Below are 16,409 nucleotides of genomic sequence, written 5' to 3' on the forward strand. Positions count from 1 at the left end.
AAGGTTAAGTGTGAATTATATGAACAAAGCAACAACTATGGGAATGCTCATTTCATTTTTAGGTTTAATTGGACTTATTACTGCGATGTCTATTGGTTCTCATTTTCCAATATATCAGTGGCCTTACGAAGCATTTCAAGGCATTGCCTTTTCTCTGTCCTTTGGACTCGGGTTATCCGTAAGTATTAGTTACATTGTAACTTGTGTTCTGGTTTTTATTGCTGCGAGTGTTTTCTTTATGTTGGGTGCTAAATTATCGCGCTGCCTGTTTCGTGCTAAGTGATGGCAAAGTAAAATAATCAGATTAATAAGTGTGTGTCACGTTCCGTGCTTTTAATGTTGAGTATAATTCTAAGATAACTGTTTTTATTAAACTTTCTGGGATTTTAAATGACTGAAAAAGAAAAGATGTTAGCCGGTCTTCCGTACGATGCTTGGGATAAAACATTATTAAATGATCGTATGAATGCTAAGGCAGTTTGCCATAAATTTAACCTAGCAGATCCAACTCAACTAGATGAAAGAATGGCGATTCTAAAAGGGCTTTTATGTATTAAAGACCAAGCTCATATGGAACCTAACTTTTTTTGTGACTATGGCTATAATATTGAAATTGGCAGCAACTTTTACTCAAATCATAATCTGACGATTGTTGATGTATGCAAAGTGACGATTGGTAATAACGTATTATTTGGCCCGCACGTAATGATCTCAACGGGTACTCATCCTTTAGACCCGATTGAGCGCCAAAAAACAGAATATGGTGTGAGTATTTCTATCGGCAATGATGTTTGGGTTGGCGGTAATGTTTCTATTTTACCAGGTGTTAAGATTGGTAATAATTGCGTAATTGGAGCGGGCAGTGTCGTTAACCGTGACATCCCAGATAATAGTGTTGCTGTTGGTAACCCTTGTCGGGTGATCAAATCCATTTAAGCGATAAAAAAACGGTATTTATTATGCACCCAGTGGCCTTAGGTTATTGGGTGTTTTATTTTTAAATAAAAAGAAATGAAAGCAAAACGATACTGCTTAAACTATGAACTAGAATTGTCGTTATACCAGAAACTCTTACCTATATTTCACATAAGTAGAGCCAACATGATGTAAATTAATGGAATTATAAATATTAGGATAATGATCATGAGACAGAAAACATTACGCTTACTTTTAGTTTCTACAATGAGCTGTGGTGCCTTTTTTTCAGGAGCGGTAATGGCTCAAACGTCATCTCTTACTGATTGCAGTACTAAAGTTGGTTGTGACCAAAAAAGCTGTGAAATTGAAAAACAGATCTCTTTTGCTAAAGAGAATGGAAATGAACACAAATTAAAAGGATTAAATATTGCACTTGAAGAAGTGCGTACCTATTGTACTAATGAGAACATTAAAAACGATTTAAAAGAAGAAATTGAAGAGCTGAATGAAGAAATAGCGGAAGACCATTCAGATTTGATTGAAGCGAAGCAAGATCAAAAATCAGATAAAGTAGATAAATATCAACGTAAGATTAAAGAAAAAGAGCAAGAGATTGAAAAGCTTAAAAAAGAGTTAATGAGAATTAAATAAAAATCAGGGGTTGATAATGGATTTAGATATCTATCAAGTGGATTCATTCACTACAGAAGCGTTTAAAGGAAATCCTGCAGGAGTGTGTATTACAGAGCATGGATTAACAGAAGTACTGATGTTGTCAATTGCTGAGGAAATGGCGGTTTCAGAAACGGCATTTCTTTCTCTTTTTGATATGAAGTTAAGATGGTTTACTCCAGAAGTGGAAGTGGCTTTATGCGGTCATGGAACCTTGGCTGTTGCGCATATCTTAAAAGAAATAGGAATAGCGAGTATTGATGACACCATTATCTTTAATACCTTGTCAGGAGTATTGTCGGCAAAATTACAAGACTCAAGCATAGCGCTCGATTTTCCTGCTACAGAGCTGACATTTACTGATATTAAAAAGAAAGACTTACTTCTACATTTAGGTATTGAAGAGAAAGACGTCGTATCATTTGGTCAATTCGATACGAAAGATTTTATTGAGATTAAAAGTGAAGCAGCGTTACGTAATCTTTCGCCTAATTTTGATGGATTAAAGCAACTGACTGGTCGTGGTGTGCTTGTTACTGCAGAATCATTATCTGATGAGTTAGATTTTGTTTCTCGTTACTTTGCTCCGTGGGTAGGGATTAATGAAGACCCTGTTACGGGTTCTGCGCATTGTGCATTAACCGTGTATTGGTCTAATAAATTAAATAAACTGCTCTTGAATGGTTACCAAGCCTCATCTCGTGGTGGTTATATTAGTACTGAATTATTACCAACGGGTCGAATTAAGTTAATTGGCTCTGCGGTAACAACAATAAAAGGTAAATTGATAATATAGGCGTCATTTATAAATAAAAAGGGTTAAGGTTAATGGCTTCACCTTTGTATTTCTGTTTTTAAATAGGTAGTTATGGACAGCTTTTTTAGTAGTGAGATTATTCTCTCTAATTCGACCTTCTTTTTCTTTATGACGTTATTACTTACTGGCTTTCTTCATATTCCGCTTTGGTGCGGTAAAAATTTGTCTAAAATACAATGGAAAAAAATTGATTATCTTTGGCCTATTGTTGCTGGTATTGGTTTGATGGGGACGGTTTCTGAAGTCAGATCAAGAGTGGCGAGTGATTGGGCTGATACTGAACATACACGAGCGGTGTTAAGTCTAGAATCTATAAATGATTATACAGTGAATCAATTAAACAGTTTCTTATGTGCGAATGATGCAAGAGTTGATGGGGGGATTGCATCGCAACAATCTTGCTTATGGCTTTCTGAATCTGCGCGCTATTTACAATCAATAAATTTTAATGAGTTACCCAATGTTACGTTTGATAGTTTGCCAAAAATTACATTTAGTTCTGATTTGATCGATTCGGATGTCATGTGGTTGCAAGGCATGTTTGATAATTATCAGACTCAAAAATATGTCTATGAAAGTACGGTATTAGAAACAAAGAAACACCCATTAGAAGAGCTATTTTGGTATTTGAGCCCTTATTTGATCTGTATTGCAATTTCAGTTCGTGTGACTAAAGTATCTGCAGAGTTAAAGATGGAGAGGCAATCTGAATGATCTGACTTGATTAGTGGTCGGTCCAGATAGAACCTGGCTCACACTATGACTAAGGGATAATAGCGTTTCTTTATTTAAGCGGTATTTTTATTAATGTAGATAACAATACTAATAAAATACATAAGGAAATGTGATGCTCACTGAAAAGCTATCAGGCTTAGAATTAATGCAGGCAATGGTGACGGGGGATTTTCCTCATCCATCAATGGCTGATGTTGTTCCAATGAAAATTATCTCAGCAGAATATGGCAACGTGGTGTTTGAAGCGATGGCTGACGAACGACACTTAAACCCACTTGGTGGCGTACATGGTGGTTTCTTCGCAACGGTGATGGATTTAGTGACAGGTTGCGCTGTTCATACGACATTAGAGCCGAATATTGGGTATGGAACGATTGATTTGCATGTAAAGATGCTCAGAGCCATCCCTAAAAATACGTTATTGATTGCAGAAAGCCGGGTGATTCAATCTGGTTATTCTTTGGGGATATCGGAAGGAAGTTTGAAAGATGAAAAAGGGAATTTATATGCCCATGCGACCGCAACTTGTATGATCTATCGGGATAAATGATACCAGTTAATGATAATGTGGTATTAGATTTACAGGTATACTAATTAAGGATGCGCCATGTTGTTTAAATTGATTTTTCTATTTGCTGCACTAACGCTACATGGTATTAGGATGAACCCTTATTCTCCAGCACTTCTTTATACTGTCCCTCTTGTGTTAATGAGTTTGCTATCTGGTTCTTCATTCTTTATGTCGTTGGTATGGGGTGTGATAACTCTGTGTGTATCATTTGTGTATTTTTCGCTATTAACTAATGTGTCCAGTGGTCCAAGACATTATGCAATTATTATTTTGGGGGGAATATTATTAATTTTCTTTGTGTAAACAAAATCAGCAGTTAAAGACGCGGATAAGAGAACATTGGTGATGCGTGGATTTTTAATACAATTAGAGTTGGAAGTATAATAAAGAAGAATAAAAGCAGTATATTTCTATACTGCTTTTGGATTCAGCTAATTACGCGTTTTTTAGCATATCTAGAGCAACCGCCTCAGCGATTTTAATTCCATCAATACCTGCAGATAAAATACCACCGGCATAACCTGCGCCTTCACCACCTGGGTATAATCCTTTCGTGTTTAGACTTTGGAAGTCTGCGCCACGTTTGATTTGTACCGGAGATGAGGTACGAGTTTCTACGCCAGTTAGCATGGCATCTTTACTGTCAAATCCACGGATTTTCTTAGCAAATGCAGGCAGAGCTTCACGAATCGCTTCAATCGCAAAATCTGGAAGTGCATCGCTAAGATCTGTCATTTTAACGTTAGGCTTATAAGATGGTTCAACGTTTTCAAACGGCTTACCTTTACCAGCCGCAAGGAAGTCACCCACCATTTGAGCTGGAGCATCATAGTTACTTCCGCCCATTACGTATGCATGGCGTTCTAGCTTACGTTGTAGAGCAATACCTTGCAGCGGATCATTATTAAAGTCTTCAGGTGAGATACCAACAACGATTGCACTGTTTGCATTACGCTCACTACGTGAATATTGGCTCATACCGTTAGTTACTACTGCATGTTCTTCTGACGTAGCAGCAACAACAACACCACCCGGACACATACAGAAGCTGTATACAGAGCGGCCATTTTTACAGTGGTGCACGAGTTTGTAATCAGCTGCGCCTAGAAGTGGGTGGCCTGCATTTTTACCAAATCGAGCTTGGTCAATCATCTCTTGTTTGTGTTCAACACGGAAACCAATTGAGAATGATTGAGCGTCCATACGAACACCTTTGTCATGTAGCATTTGGAATGTATCACGCGCACTATGACCAATCGCAGCAACAACGTGTTTACTATTAATGACTTCGCCACCGTTTAGTGTCACGCCTGTCACTTGTCCGTCTTCGATATTGATTTCATCAACGCGAGTTTCAAAACGAATGTCACCGCCTAGCTCAATGATTTTACTGCGCATTTGTGAAACCATCGTCACTAACTTATAAGTACCGATATGAGGCTTACTTACGTAGATGATTTCAGCAGGAGCACCGGCTGCAACAAATTCTGTTTTTACTTTAAGTCCTAGGAAGCCTGGATCTTTCACTTGGCTGTATAGCTTGCCATCAGAGAACGTGCCTGCGCCGCCTTCACCAAACTGAACGTTTGATTCTGTGTTTAATTCACTGGTACGCCAAAAACGGAAGGTATCTTTTGCACGTTCATGTACTGACTTACCACGTTCTAATACGATTGGTTTGAATCCCATTTGCGCTAAGATAAGTGCAACAAATAAACCACATGGGCCCATACCAATAACGATAGGGCGCTCAGTTAAATCAGCAGGAGCAGTGGCAACGTATTTGTATTCTGTGTCAGGTGAAACACGAATATTATGGTTGTCTTCAACGTTGCCTAGTAGCTGCTCTTCATTCACGTCTTGCAGGGCAATATCTAGTGTGTAGATTAAGAAAATTTGATTCTTTTTACGTGCGTCATAGCCACGTTTAAATACATGGATATCAACCAGCTGTTCTTCAGTAATAGACAGTGTGCTTAAAACTGCATTTTTCAGTTCGTCTTCACTGTGATCCAGCGGTAATTTAACTTGGTTGATACGTATCATAATTCACCTGATAGTTGGCATGAAAATAAGCGCGTAGTTTACGTGATCTATCTCAAAAATGTAATCAATATTACCGCTTAAAAACGGCAAAAGTACTCATTTTATATCACACCATACCAATGATGTTTTTTTGCCAGTTTTTTCAATAATGTAATTTCATTTTCTGAACTCACTTTTAACCATTCTATTAGATCATCAATTACGGCTGAATGGGTTCGTTGGTGTCCATAATAGGTCCATGCACTGTGCTGAATTTTCACATTTTCAGGGCAATAGAAGAAGCCTCTTTCTAATTCTTGAAGTATTAACAATAAATCGGTAACGGTTACACCTTGTCCTGATAAACAGGCACTTAATGCGAGATCTAGAGAAAGAAAACTGGTATTTCTTATCTGTTGATACGGGGGCATAGCGACATCTGCTAACCACATCTTCCAATCGTGGTGATCAAGCGTAGGGTGCAATCTTGGCATAGTTAAAATTGAATCTATATTCGTATGCTCTGTTGCGATACTTGCGGCACACACTGGGGCCATAAACTCTTCTCGAAGAAGGAACATATTTTCTTTGTTGTCGTAATGATCTTTTAAGCGTGTATGGAAGATCAGTAGATCATAATCTGGGTTATCTAAACATTCGTCTTCTTCTAAAGAAGGGATAATTACGATTTCGTAATCAGGGTAACGTTCATTAAGCTCTCGAACTTTAGGGATGAGTACTCGAGTAGCAAAGCTGAGCGTTGCTTTGATAACGATTCGTTTCTGTTTTGGCTCTTGCCAAGATGAAATGATTGATTCTAATGTGGAATAGTTACCTTGTAACGCATGATAAAGCTCTAATCCTTGTAAAGTCAGTTCAATGGCTCGATGCTTTCGTATAATCAGGGATGCACTGAGATCATCTTCAAGCTGCTTTACTTGACGACTTACTGCACTTTGAGTCACATTCAATTCATTGGCGGCAGAGGTAAAACTCATTAGGCGCGCCACGGATTCAAAGGTTTTTAGTCCATTATGTGAGTACGGTAAATTGGGATAAGGGGTCATAATTTATTCACATGAGTTTTTGGAATGTCAGTGTGACGGATATATCAATTGAATACCAGTCTCTAACCCTTTAACTTTGGCTAATTGATACCTTGGTTTAATTAATATAAGAATTCTCTTTTTATGAAAAAAATACTGTCACTCGCATTCCCACTTATCATCTCACAACTTATTTCTATGGCATTGGTGCTGACTGATGTTTGGATGATGTCGCGGTTAAGTGTTTCTGCATTGGCAGGTGGTGGTCTGGGCGCTTCAATCTACTTTTTTATTTTTATTATCGGTAGTAGCACCGTTGGCTGTGTCGCTAACTTAATCGCGATTGCTTATGGGCAGCGTTTAGCAAGACCTGATTATGGAAATCAACAGATCCGTTTAGCGGTTAAAGGGGCAGTATTACTGTCTGTGCTATTAAGTATTGTTCTTATGTTTCTTTTTTCGTATGCACCAGTAGTATTAAGAGCAGCGAATCAACCAGAAGAGATGATTACTTTGGCGATGGAATATGTTCACGCTTTGAAATGGGTTATGTTCCCATCATTCATATTACTTGTACTGCGTGGACTAACCAGTGCATTGGGTAATGTAAGATCGATTATGGTGATGTCAGTTATTACTGTGATTCTTAATGTTCCGATCAGCTATGTCTTAACGTTTCAATTTGATATGGGTCTTACTGGTTTAGGGTTAGGAACGGCAATATCAGCCTTTGTTGTGATGATTGGTTATGGCTTATGGGTATTTAAGCAAGCAGAGTATCAACAATTTGCTCCTTGGTTACATCTTGAAGAGTATTCATTGAAATTAATGGTTCCGCTACTCGTGATGGGATTACCAATTGCAGTCGGAGCCTTACTTGAACATGGCTTAATTTATGGTGGTACGCTAATGGCGGGAACCATCAGTATTGCTTCTTTAGCACTGCATCAAATTTTATTGCAGTGTTTAAGTTTTACGTGGAATTTTAATTTTGGTTTCTCACAAGCGGCAGCCATTTTAATAGGAAGAGATTTTGGCTCGGAAAATTACGCCGGTATAAAGCAAACGTCACTACATAGCTTCTTGCTTGTGACTGCTATTAGTGTCTTTTTATCTGCTGTTTTTATCATTTGGCCAGACAGCATTGCAAACTTGTTCCAGCTTGATGATGGTACTAATAACATGTCCACATTATTGTCTTCTGTTATTTGGGTTGTGGCTTTGTGCTTTATTGTGGATGCATGGCAGTTGTTAGCCATTAATCTATTGCGTGGGATGAAGATAGTCTCTATGCCAACCGTTATGACGGCGATTGGTTATTGGGTATTTGGTTTACCTGCGGCGTGGTTACTCACGCCTTTATTTGGGCTAGCGGGGATCTGGGCTGGTATTGGTGTTGGGTTAGGAGTAACAGGGGTATTGTTACTGATACACCTAATGATCGCTATTCGTCGTCATAACGGTATAAAGAACCATACTATTCATGCAGTGAGCTAGTCTGGTAAGATGTGCTAACTGGTGTATTTCAGGTAAATTCGAGTTCCTTTATATAAACAGTTTCGGGTACAAGTAATGAATAAAGAGTCAGCAACGTTTGCTGGACAGGCGGTGTATTCTAAAAAAGTACTCTCTATCTATGATTTATGGGTATTAGGTTTTTCAAACCATTATTTATGGAAATGCCCAACGAAGTTAATTAGCCAACAGTTTATTGAGCTTGCATCAAAGAACCATTTAGATGTAGGGGTTGGTACGGGGTATTATTTAAAAAACCATTTATCGTTAACAGAGAGACGAGTCGCTTTAGTCGATCTTAATGAAAATAGCCTTGAATCAACAGCAACTGCTATTCAACATTTTAACCCAGAAGTATATCGTAGAAATATACTGGATCCTCTAGAGCTTAAATGTGAGAAATTTGATTCAATCAGCATCAATTATTTACTGCATTGCTTACCTGGAGAGTTATCGGAAAAAAGCGTTGTTTTTACGCATCTACATGAGGTGCTAAATGATGGTGGGGTGTTATTTGGCAGTACTATTTTAGGCCAAGGCATTCCGAAAAATGTGTTTGCAAGTAAATTAATGAACTTCTATAACAAGAAGGGGATTTTTACTAATGAAGACGATGACGTTCACACGTTAGAAACGGTATTGAACGATACTTTTGTTGATGTGGAAATTAATATTATTGGTTGTGTGGCTCTCTTTTCTGCTCGAAAAAAATAACAAAATCACCTGCTATTTAGCACTCAGCATTCTAATGTGCTGAGTGCTTCTTCTCAAACTCTTCTTTTTTCATTCTAGATATTTAAATAAGTTCACAAATTGCATCCTAAATTCATGGTAATTTATCTCTATGTTAAATGTTTTAAATCAAGGGGATGTAATGGGAACAGTAATAGGCTTAGTACTACTGGCTCTTATCGCTTACATGGTGAGAAAGAAGACGGGACTGCATTTGCATCGTTGGATAGAAAAGAAATATCAAGAGTACGAAGATTCAAAAAAATGAGTCTATCTATTCTGTAATGATTCATGCCAAGTGAAAAGTATTGTTGTATCTATGAAAAGGAATTTATGATGATTCACACGATTAAAGAAACGGTATTTACCTATCATCAACGACTACTTGATGATTGGATAAAGGGAAAGAGAGAGTGGTTACCGTTGAGTTTATTTACCCCAACAGTGGTTGAGCAGCAACTCAATGAGTATTTTGGGGCGTATTTTGGATTATCTCAATATATGAAACAAGGTTGGCTAGGTACGGCATTTTATGCTTTAGGCAATTGGGAACCAGATAACCCTTTGTATACTGAAGGACGAATTTTACTGGCACAATATATAAATCCGAATAAGTTATCTCTTTTTAAAGGATTACGAACAGGGGTAACTTCTGGAGAGCCTGATTTGTTCTTATATAAAACAGATGGTTCTATATTGTTTGTGGTGGTAAAAAAAGAGGATGAATACCTTTCAGACGCCGAGTTAATCTGTTTATCAAACATTAAATCAGTATTAGAATGTGATGTAGAGGTTGCCTATCTTGCAGAAGAACGCAGCCTTTATACTCCCAAAAGTTATGATATTAAAGTTGTTCAATTTCCAAACCCATTAGGTGTGTAATTCTTTTATATATTAACTCGAATTTTTAATATGTTTATTAAGCAGTAGGTAATAGAGTCCATTATGGTCAAACGTATATTAGTCAGTTTCTTATTTTTTCTAGGTCTGTTTTCATCTTCAGCGTGGGCAAGTAACGCTGACGTGAAGCGTGCTTTTGATTCTCAACGTAGTGATGTTCAAGTTGAGGGGGCTGGAGAGGTTGTTCGAGTGTTGCCGGATGATAATAAAGGTTCAAGACATCAAAAGTTTATACTTCGTTTAGATAATCGCTTAACCATTTTGATTGCACATAATATTGACTTAGCACCGAGAATTCCAAACTTAAGAAAAGGCGATACTGTTAAGTTTTATGGTGAGTATGAATATTCAAATAAAGGCGGTGTCGTACATTGGACCCATCTTGATCCAGGAAATCGTCATACTCATGGATGGTTAAAGCACAACGGACGTACTTACGAATAGAAATTTAAATCCCCTTCCTAAACAGAAGGGGATTTTCATTATAAGGGTGTACAAGTTTTAATTATTTCCCATGGCGAGTTTTCTAAGAGCCCAGGGATTTCTAACTGTGTCCACCATTGAGCTTGCCACATTTTTCCTTGGTAAGTGACCGTATTGCCTTTTTGATAAACATTATGCACTTGCCATTTTGTCACTTTACAAATTCCTTTTCAAAATGAAAAAAGAGTGTAGTAAATGCCGATTACAAAACAAATAATGAGTAAGAACTTTATATAGGCGTGTGTAAATCTGCGACGTTATTCACCATGAGGTGTAACTAAAAGAAATGCTGATTATATTGTTAATAGTTGGAGGGGAAAAAGAAAATCTTATTACAAATGATATTTTTAAAAAATGGAACGCAGTAGGCTAGATAATTTGATATAACTGAACCAAACTCAATCTATGCATTTATGGAAAAGGATTTTCAATGCGGTTAGTTAAAGTGAATTGGTTTGTTATTTTTATTGGGATGTTTAGCTCCCCAAGCTCTGTTGCGGTATCTGAATTATGGCTAAATCGCTATGCTTATGATGCGATTCAACAGGGGTTTAATAACAAAGACATTTCTGTTTATCATAGAAAGCGTTCGAGTATAGATGACTACCCGCTAGCAGCTTATACTGATTACCGCGCTTTCTTATTTGATATAAATAACAAAACCCCTCAACAAGTGAATCAATTCTCACAAGATTTTTTTGATTATCCATTCTCTGTATCTATACGTGTTGATTATCTTAATGCCATGATAGCCACGAGAAACTGGGGTAATCTATTAGACTATCAGAAAGAGCTGCCTAAAGACCAAAACTACCAATGTTATTATTACACTGCCTTTTATCATCAAGGGAAAAAAGATATTGCCTTTGATGGCGCTAAATCTTTATGGCTAAATGGAAAGAGTGTTTCTAGTGCCTGCGATGAGCTGTTTCAACATTGGGTAAATGCCGGGTTAAGAACCGATGATGTGATAAAGCAACGAGCTTTGCTGTCTATTGAAAAACGAAATCCTAAGTTAATAAAATACCTTGCGAAACTGGTTTCAACTAAAGCCGATCGTTTGATCCTTAATGAAATGTATATGTTGTATCAAAACCCAATCAGAGTAACTAAGGCATTTACAACTAAAGACGATACGCCATTTAATCGAGACTATGCTCAAGTCCTATTAAAACATTTGGCTCGGAATTACATAGATAAAGCGTACTTAGCATTTACTCATATAACAGACCATTACTCTTATAAAGGCGATGAGATCCAAAATACGTCAGAATTTATTGCGGTTCGACTTTTACAAAGTACAGATGATAAAGAAATAACATGGAGAGACGACGTTTTTAAACATTCGGATAACGATTATGTATTAGAACAAAGGGTTCGTTTAGCCATAAGTAAAACAAAGTGGCAAGAGGCTTACTTCTGGATTGCTCGTTTATCAGATGAAGCACAAGCAACGTATCGTTGGCAGTATTGGTTAGCAAGGAGTGAAATCGCCTTAAAAGAAACAGAGAAAGGTGAAGCTCGTTTGAAACGGATAATGGGGTATCGACACTTTTATAGCTTTGCAGCAGCAATCACATTAAATAGAGCAATTAAATACCCAATTGCTAATGTTGATTTTCAATTCGATGATCTAATTCATTACCATCCAGATCTTCAAAGGGTTAATGAATTACTCCGTTTAGGTAAAGAGGCACCGGCAAAAAGTCAGTGGAGATACTTAATAGCGAGAGCTAGCCATGACGATAGAGCCAAGCTGGCAGCTTATGCGAAGCAAGAGGGCTGGCATGACTTCTCATTTGAAAGTACGTTGCGTGGAGAGCTATGGGACTATATAGATTTACGTTTTCCCGTTCGTTATTACTCTTTGTTTAAGCATTATGGGAAAAAACATAAGATAGACCCAATTACCTTATTGGCGCTAGCAAGACAAGAGAGTGGATTTAATTCTTTATCTCAATCACCCGTTGGTGCGTTGGGTGTGATGCAAGTATTACCAAGTACCGCTAAGTATATGGCGGATAAATACAAATCAAAGTATAAGCAGCCTACTGATTTGTTCGATGCAGAGAAAAACATAGCGATAGGCAGTCAGTATTTAAGTTCCTTGTTAAGACGTTATAAACAAAACAGAGCCCTGGCATTTTCAGCTTATAATGCAGGACCTACTATGGCTGGGGTATGGCGAAAACAAGCAAGTGATGAGATGGATATTTTTGTTTATATTGAATCTATAACGTTTAAAGAAACAAGAGTTTATGTTAAAAACATACTAATGTTTGAAGAGTATTACCGCTATGTCTTAGGTGTAAAGGGTGATTTTTTAAATGATTCAGAATGGGGCTTTAAGAAAAGTAATTAATACAACATAGGAAGATAATAAATGGTAGTTTGGCCCGCAATTGTAAAATTTGAAGGTGATTCAGAACTTGATTACATTTCTAGTGAAAGCGAATGGAAAATAGAATCGGAATTACATTATTTAGGCTATCAAGACAAAGACATCTTGGTTGATTCGACGGGGGCTATATTTAGTTTGAATGACCCAATCAATAATATGACTAAGATTATTAGTACCAACAAAACAATAACGATGGATATTTTACTTGAGCTAATTAAAGAGCATCAATCTTCTTTAGGTTTATGTTGCGCCGCTAAAGTTGGTTTTGACTCTATTAAAGGCGCGATTGAATCTGTAAAAGAGTCATAAAGAAACCTCGATGGTAAGTATACCTCGAGGTTTTCATACGCGAAAATTATGAACACGAGCCGCAACAAACTCCAGGTTCACCGTGTTTTCCTTTTTTCTCTGCTTTATTGTCTTCAGTGCTTTTAGTTGATGCCTGCTGTTGAATTACCGCTTTTGTTTCTTTGTTGGTTTCTTCTTTTTTGAAAATCTTTTTAAGTGAGAATGTCATAAGAACTCCTGATGACTATTAAGTTGTATTTTAAATGCATCTTATTGATTGTTTATTGATTAGTCAAGAGTACATTCTTATCACTCTTAACTCATCTGATATTTAGATGGTATCTAACTATTTATATTCGATTCTGTAGATATAATGTATCCAACATTAACGTTTGGAGTTATATAATGAGAAGCCGTCTAGATCGTATTCGTCACGCTATTTTATTTGAATTAATTGGTTTGGTATTGATTGTAGGTGTCCTAAGTCAGTTTGGCTTTGAAATGGGGCATGTGGGTATTATGGGAGTTGTTTTCTCTGTGGTGGCTACGGGATGGAACTATGTCTATAACATTTTATTTGATAACTACATGATAAGAAGAACAGGTAGCACAGTAAAAACGACGATGAATCGTGTTATGCACAGTTTAGGTTTTGAAGGGGGGTTATTGGTTCTTACTATTCCTGCAATAGCATGGTTCTTAAATGTCAGCCTAGTTGAAGCCTTTATTTTAGATATTGGTCTCGTTGTGTTTTATCTGTTTTATGCTTATATCTATAACTTGGCTTATGATAAAGCTTTCCCTATACAGCATAAAACTCAGTTAAAGAATGAGAACGTAACAATATAGTTTTATTTGGTTGGATTTAAATAGGGAGTCTCGTTTAACAAGGAGTGAGAATGAGTCATAAATTGTCAGATTTTAGTGTGCATATTCCTATTGATCGTGAATTGATGGATTTTCAAAACCAAGTAAAAGAAAAACTCTATGATTTTAATCATAGCCGCCCGTCACAAGGCGTACTTAGACAATCTCTATTGGATGATCTCTTAGGAGGCAATAAAGGAGTTACCATCATTCCTCCTTTTTATTGTGATATGGGGAAAAACATTTGTTTTAAACAAGGCGGTTTTTTAAACACAGGTGTCACTATTCTTGACCTTGCTCCCGTAACTATTGGTGAATACGTTCAAATTGGTCCTAATGTAGTCATTAGCACTGCCGGACATCCTTTTGATCTTGCTGAACGAGTGCTTCCTATTGCTACAGGTAATCCTATTGTTATTGGCGATAATGTATGGATTGGTGCTAATAGTGTTATTCTGGATGGGGTAACCATTGGTAATAGAAGCATTATTGGAGCGGGGAGTATTGTCACCAAAGACATTCCTTCTGATTGTGTTGCTGTTGGTAATCCTTGTCGTGTAATTAAGTCAATTTCTCATAGTAAAATGCCGACAAATGAAGAATTAGATGAAATGTGGTTGCCATTGTTTGATGTACATAATTAAAGATAGAATTAACAATTGTCTTTTTTTGAACAACTTATGTTATTAGTGATCGCGATTGCATTATGCGTTTATAAAATCTCTTAGACTATAAATTGGTAGGCTTATTATTGGGATATAGTCTATCGATTGCATAGCCAAGGAGGCAGTTATGGACAATGTAGCAATCGCATTACATCAATTAAATAGGGCTATTGATCTTTACTTCAATGAGCATGACTTTGTCAGTACGATTACTTTAAGCAGTGCTGCACAGGCCATTCTTGTAAAAAGGTTATTGGCTGAAAGTCAGGTCAAAGCATGTGAAGACGTTATTTTTAATTCAAAAGCTATTTTGATGACTGAACGATTAGATCAAAAAACGAATTTGTATGCGTCAATGTCCACAGAAGACACAAAAGAAGAGTGGGAAAATAAGGCAACACAATTACTTATGTATTGTTGCGATAGTATCCTAAAGTTAAATCTTCCCCGTAGTAAGCAAGTGATATTCTTTCTTCGCTCAAAAAGTAAAAATACGTATCTAGTTTCAACAATTAAATCAGTTCATATGAATCTCTCTCTAATGCGCGTTACAAGCTAAAACTTTTTTATTGAGATTCTCGGGTTTCCATCTAATTACTGTTGCCGACAGAGTGTATTTAGTGGGTTAAATTAGCGATTTAGCATGGTTTTAACTTGCTGTTTTTAAAGGTTTTATATTTATTGGTATTTATTAGAGATACTGATAGTCTTCTCTGACACAAATTAGAGAGGTTAAACATGGCTATATATAATGAAGTATTCGACAAAATAGATTTCTCACGCCAAGATTTAAGTGACTCTTATTATGAAGGGTGTAAGTTTTATTGTTGTAATTTTAGCCGCGCAAACCTTAGAGACGCTCGATTTGTTGATTGTACTTTCATTGAACAAGGTGCAATTGAAGGCTGCCATTTTGATTACAGCGACTTGCGTGATGCTTCGTTTAAAAATTGTCGCTTAACCATGGCTAACTTTAAAGGCGCAAATGGATTCGGAGTAGAGTTCAGAGATTGCGATCTAAAAGGGGCTAATTTTTCTCAAGCCAGTTTTGTAAATCAAATTAGCCATCAAATGTATTTCTGCTCTGCCTATATCACGGGTTGTAACTTGTCTTATGCAAACTTTGAACGTTTGTGCATAGAAAAGTGTGATTTATTTGAGAATAAATGGAACGGTGCTAATTTACAGGGGGCTTCATTTAAGGGCTCTGATTTATCTCGTGGTTCATTCTCTGAAGACGTATGGGGACAATTTAAAATGCAAGATGCTAATTTGTGTCATTGTGAATTAGAAGGCTTAGATCCTCGTAGGGTTGATTTAACAGGCGTTAAAATTTGTGGTTGGCAACAAGAGCAATTATTAGAACCACTGGGTTTAGTCGTTTTACCTGATTAATAGGAGAGTGGGATGGATAATTTATTTACAAACCTTCCTAATGATCTCAGCAATGAGGTATTTACTGATTTAGTGACAAGTCATTCTGTGCGTATAGAGAGAATAGTATCGTCAGGCCAAAGCTCTCCTGAATCTGGTTGGTATGATCAAGATGAAAATGAATGGGTTTTAGTACTTGAAGGTTTTGGTACGATTGTATTTGAAGATGGAACAGAGAAAACATTATGTAAGGGAGATTACTTAACTATCCCTGCACATCAAAAACATAAAGTGAGTAAAACAGATCCTGATAATTTAACGATTTGGTTAGCGGTCTTCTATTGAGTAAATGAAGGTTCTTACATTTGGGCTTTTAATCGTTTACTCTGTCTTCTCTATT

Annotated in this window: 22 protein-coding genes; 18 read left to right on the forward strand and 4 right to left on the reverse strand. The window is 36.9% G+C overall.

Going from position 1 to position 16,409, the window contains the following annotated elements; translation table 11 throughout:
* Positions 1 to 19: 19 nt before the first annotated feature.
* The 6 genes from ED622_RS13135 (at position 20) to ED622_RS13160 (ending at position 3,692) form a co-directional block, all read left to right on the forward strand.
* Entirely contained in the window at positions 20 to 283 is a 264-nt protein-coding gene (locus tag ED622_RS13135) for a hypothetical protein (protein ID WP_122034716.1), read from the forward strand.
* A 107-nt stretch (positions 284 to 390) separates the two neighbouring features.
* Complete coding sequence (locus ED622_RS13140; RefSeq protein ID WP_122034718.1) at positions 391 to 936, forward strand: sugar O-acetyltransferase; 546 nt, start codon at positions 391 to 393, stop codon at positions 934 to 936.
* Between the two features lie 207 nt (positions 937 to 1,143).
* Positions 1,144 to 1,569, forward strand: a complete 426-nt coding sequence (locus ED622_RS13145) for a DUF1090 domain-containing protein (RefSeq protein ID WP_122034720.1) — start codon at positions 1,144 to 1,146, stop codon at positions 1,567 to 1,569.
* A 16-nt stretch (positions 1,570 to 1,585) separates the two neighbouring features.
* Complete coding sequence (locus tag ED622_RS13150) at positions 1,586 to 2,386, forward strand: PhzF family phenazine biosynthesis protein (RefSeq protein WP_122034722.1); 801 nt, start codon at positions 1,586 to 1,588, stop codon at positions 2,384 to 2,386.
* Positions 2,387 to 2,458: 72 nt separating this feature from the next.
* The gene (locus ED622_RS13155; protein ID WP_162922519.1) at positions 2,459 to 3,121 is read left to right on the forward strand and encodes a hypothetical protein; all 663 of its coding nucleotides are present in this window, start codon (positions 2,459 to 2,461) and stop codon (positions 3,119 to 3,121) included.
* Between the two features lie 133 nt (positions 3,122 to 3,254).
* Positions 3,255 to 3,692 (forward strand): PaaI family thioesterase, encoded by a 438-nt coding sequence (locus tag ED622_RS13160; RefSeq protein ID WP_122034725.1) that lies wholly within the window; start codon positions 3,255 to 3,257, stop codon positions 3,690 to 3,692.
* A 456-nt stretch (positions 3,693 to 4,148) separates the two neighbouring features.
* On the opposite strand, the gene ED622_RS13170 is transcribed toward ED622_RS13160, so the two are convergent.
* Complete coding sequence (locus ED622_RS13170; protein ID WP_122034728.1) at positions 4,149 to 5,759, reverse strand: NAD(P)/FAD-dependent oxidoreductase; 1,611 nt, start codon at positions 5,757 to 5,759, stop codon at positions 4,149 to 4,151.
* Between the two features lie 101 nt (positions 5,760 to 5,860).
* Positions 5,861 to 6,805, reverse strand: coding sequence for a LysR family transcriptional regulator (locus ED622_RS13175; protein ID WP_045102047.1), 945 nt, complete (start codon positions 6,803 to 6,805; stop codon positions 5,861 to 5,863).
* 123 nt (positions 6,806 to 6,928) lie between these two features.
* On the opposite strand from ED622_RS13175, the gene ED622_RS13180 reads away from it, so the two are divergent.
* From ED622_RS13180 to ED622_RS13195, 5 genes are all read left to right on the forward strand, one after another.
* Positions 6,929 to 8,281, forward strand: a complete 1,353-nt coding sequence (locus ED622_RS13180) for an MATE family efflux transporter (RefSeq protein ID WP_122034730.1) — start codon at positions 6,929 to 6,931, stop codon at positions 8,279 to 8,281.
* Positions 8,282 to 8,356: 75 nt separating this feature from the next.
* Positions 8,357 to 9,013, forward strand: a complete 657-nt coding sequence (locus tag ED622_RS13185) for a bifunctional 2-polyprenyl-6-hydroxyphenol methylase/3-demethylubiquinol 3-O-methyltransferase UbiG (protein ID WP_122034732.1) — start codon at positions 8,357 to 8,359, stop codon at positions 9,011 to 9,013.
* 160 nt (positions 9,014 to 9,173) lie between these two features.
* Positions 9,174 to 9,299: a hypothetical protein gene (locus ED622_RS20100; RefSeq protein ID WP_256372595.1), complete on the forward strand. Its 126-nt coding sequence runs from the start codon at positions 9,174 to 9,176 to the stop codon at positions 9,297 to 9,299.
* 68 nt (positions 9,300 to 9,367) lie between these two features.
* Positions 9,368 to 9,913: a VRR-NUC domain-containing protein gene (locus ED622_RS13190; protein ID WP_122034734.1), complete on the forward strand. Its 546-nt coding sequence runs from the start codon at positions 9,368 to 9,370 to the stop codon at positions 9,911 to 9,913.
* A 63-nt stretch (positions 9,914 to 9,976) separates the two neighbouring features.
* On the forward strand, positions 9,977 to 10,375 hold the full coding sequence (locus ED622_RS13195; protein ID WP_162922520.1) for a DUF3465 domain-containing protein: 399 nt from the start codon (positions 9,977 to 9,979) through the stop codon (positions 10,373 to 10,375).
* 38 nt (positions 10,376 to 10,413) lie between these two features.
* On the opposite strand, the gene ED622_RS13200 is transcribed toward ED622_RS13195, so the two are convergent.
* The gene (locus ED622_RS13200; protein WP_254052633.1) at positions 10,414 to 10,569 is read right to left on the reverse strand and encodes a carbohydrate-binding protein; all 156 of its coding nucleotides are present in this window, start codon (positions 10,567 to 10,569) and stop codon (positions 10,414 to 10,416) included.
* Between the two features lie 275 nt (positions 10,570 to 10,844).
* Between ED622_RS13200 and ED622_RS13205 the strand changes: the two genes are divergently transcribed.
* Both ED622_RS13205 and ED622_RS13210 read left to right on the forward strand, forming a co-directional pair.
* The gene (locus ED622_RS13205) at positions 10,845 to 12,776 is read left to right on the forward strand and encodes a transglycosylase SLT domain-containing protein (RefSeq protein ID WP_122034740.1); all 1,932 of its coding nucleotides are present in this window, start codon (positions 10,845 to 10,847) and stop codon (positions 12,774 to 12,776) included.
* A 21-nt stretch (positions 12,777 to 12,797) separates the two neighbouring features.
* Positions 12,798 to 13,124, forward strand: coding sequence for a DUF4144 family protein (locus tag ED622_RS13210; protein ID WP_122034742.1), 327 nt, complete (start codon positions 12,798 to 12,800; stop codon positions 13,122 to 13,124).
* Between the two features lie 46 nt (positions 13,125 to 13,170).
* Here ED622_RS13210 and ED622_RS13215 read toward each other — a convergent pair whose 3' ends face one another.
* On the reverse strand, positions 13,171 to 13,332 hold the full coding sequence (locus ED622_RS13215; RefSeq protein WP_122034744.1) for a CCGSCS motif protein: 162 nt from the start codon (positions 13,330 to 13,332) through the stop codon (positions 13,171 to 13,173).
* Positions 13,333 to 13,508: 176 nt separating this feature from the next.
* Between ED622_RS13215 and ED622_RS13220 the strand changes: the two genes are divergently transcribed.
* The 5 genes from ED622_RS13220 to ED622_RS13240 all read left to right on the forward strand — a co-directional run bounded on the left by ED622_RS13220 (position 13,509) and on the right by ED622_RS13240 (position 16,354).
* The gene (locus tag ED622_RS13220; protein ID WP_122034746.1) at positions 13,509 to 13,952 is read left to right on the forward strand and encodes a PACE efflux transporter; all 444 of its coding nucleotides are present in this window, start codon (positions 13,509 to 13,511) and stop codon (positions 13,950 to 13,952) included.
* A gap of 50 nt (positions 13,953 to 14,002) precedes the next feature.
* Positions 14,003 to 14,614: a sugar O-acetyltransferase gene (locus ED622_RS13225; RefSeq protein WP_122034748.1), complete on the forward strand. Its 612-nt coding sequence runs from the start codon at positions 14,003 to 14,005 to the stop codon at positions 14,612 to 14,614.
* Positions 14,615 to 14,762: 148 nt separating this feature from the next.
* Positions 14,763 to 15,194, forward strand: a complete 432-nt coding sequence (locus tag ED622_RS13230) for a hypothetical protein (protein ID WP_122034750.1) — start codon at positions 14,763 to 14,765, stop codon at positions 15,192 to 15,194.
* A gap of 179 nt (positions 15,195 to 15,373) precedes the next feature.
* The gene (locus ED622_RS13235; protein WP_122034753.1) at positions 15,374 to 16,030 is read left to right on the forward strand and encodes a Qnr family pentapeptide repeat protein; all 657 of its coding nucleotides are present in this window, start codon (positions 15,374 to 15,376) and stop codon (positions 16,028 to 16,030) included.
* Positions 16,031 to 16,042: 12 nt separating this feature from the next.
* A complete protein-coding gene (locus ED622_RS13240) occupies positions 16,043 to 16,354 on the forward strand; it encodes a cupin domain-containing protein (protein ID WP_122034755.1) in 312 nt (103 codons plus the stop codon).
* Positions 16,355 to 16,409 lie beyond the last annotated feature (55 nt).

The sequence above is a fragment of the Aliivibrio sp. EL58 genome (genome assembly GCF_900312675.1).
In the GTDB taxonomy this organism is placed as follows: domain Bacteria; phylum Pseudomonadota; class Gammaproteobacteria; order Enterobacterales; family Vibrionaceae; genus Aliivibrio.

Bases quoted from the DNA above. Each gene is read 5' to 3' on its own strand.
- ED622_RS13235 (WP_122034753.1), top strand. From the start codon at position 15,374: ATGGCTATATATAATGAAGTATTCGACAAAATAGATTTCTCACGCCAA.
- ED622_RS20100 (WP_256372595.1), top strand. From the start codon at position 9,174: ATGGGAACAGTAATAGGCTTAGTACTACTGGCTCTTATCGCTTACATG.
- ED622_RS13150 (WP_122034722.1), top strand. From the start codon at position 1,586: ATGGATTTAGATATCTATCAAGTGGATTCATTCACTACAGAAGCGTTT.
- ED622_RS13180 (WP_122034730.1), top strand. From the start codon at position 6,929: ATGAAAAAAATACTGTCACTCGCATTCCCACTTATCATCTCACAACTT.
- ED622_RS13240 (WP_122034755.1), top strand. From the start codon at position 16,043: ATGGATAATTTATTTACAAACCTTCCTAATGATCTCAGCAATGAGGTA.
- ED622_RS13145 (WP_122034720.1), top strand. From the start codon at position 1,144: ATGAGACAGAAAACATTACGCTTACTTTTAGTTTCTACAATGAGCTGT.
- ED622_RS13135 (WP_122034716.1), top strand. From the start codon at position 20: ATGAACAAAGCAACAACTATGGGAATGCTCATTTCATTTTTAGGTTTA.
- ED622_RS13210 (WP_122034742.1), top strand. From the start codon at position 12,798: ATGGTAGTTTGGCCCGCAATTGTAAAATTTGAAGGTGATTCAGAACTT.
- ED622_RS13155 (WP_162922519.1), top strand. From the start codon at position 2,459: ATGGACAGCTTTTTTAGTAGTGAGATTATTCTCTCTAATTCGACCTTC.
- ED622_RS13140 (WP_122034718.1), top strand. From the start codon at position 391: ATGACTGAAAAAGAAAAGATGTTAGCCGGTCTTCCGTACGATGCTTGG.
- ED622_RS13205 (WP_122034740.1), top strand. From the start codon at position 10,845: ATGCGGTTAGTTAAAGTGAATTGGTTTGTTATTTTTATTGGGATGTTT.
- ED622_RS13220 (WP_122034746.1), top strand. From the start codon at position 13,509: ATGAGAAGCCGTCTAGATCGTATTCGTCACGCTATTTTATTTGAATTA.
- ED622_RS13185 (WP_122034732.1), top strand. From the start codon at position 8,357: ATGAATAAAGAGTCAGCAACGTTTGCTGGACAGGCGGTGTATTCTAAA.
- ED622_RS13170 (WP_122034728.1), bottom strand. From the start codon at position 5,759: ATGATACGTATCAACCAAGTTAAATTACCGCTGGATCACAGTGAAGAC.
- ED622_RS13195 (WP_162922520.1), top strand. From the start codon at position 9,977: ATGGTCAAACGTATATTAGTCAGTTTCTTATTTTTTCTAGGTCTGTTT.
- ED622_RS13230 (WP_122034750.1), top strand. From the start codon at position 14,763: ATGGACAATGTAGCAATCGCATTACATCAATTAAATAGGGCTATTGAT.
- ED622_RS13215 (WP_122034744.1), bottom strand. From the start codon at position 13,332: ATGACATTCTCACTTAAAAAGATTTTCAAAAAAGAAGAAACCAACAAA.
- ED622_RS13175 (WP_045102047.1), bottom strand. From the start codon at position 6,805: ATGACCCCTTATCCCAATTTACCGTACTCACATAATGGACTAAAAACC.
- ED622_RS13160 (WP_122034725.1), top strand. From the start codon at position 3,255: ATGCTCACTGAAAAGCTATCAGGCTTAGAATTAATGCAGGCAATGGTG.
- ED622_RS13225 (WP_122034748.1), top strand. From the start codon at position 14,003: ATGAGTCATAAATTGTCAGATTTTAGTGTGCATATTCCTATTGATCGT.
- ED622_RS13190 (WP_122034734.1), top strand. From the start codon at position 9,368: ATGATTCACACGATTAAAGAAACGGTATTTACCTATCATCAACGACTA.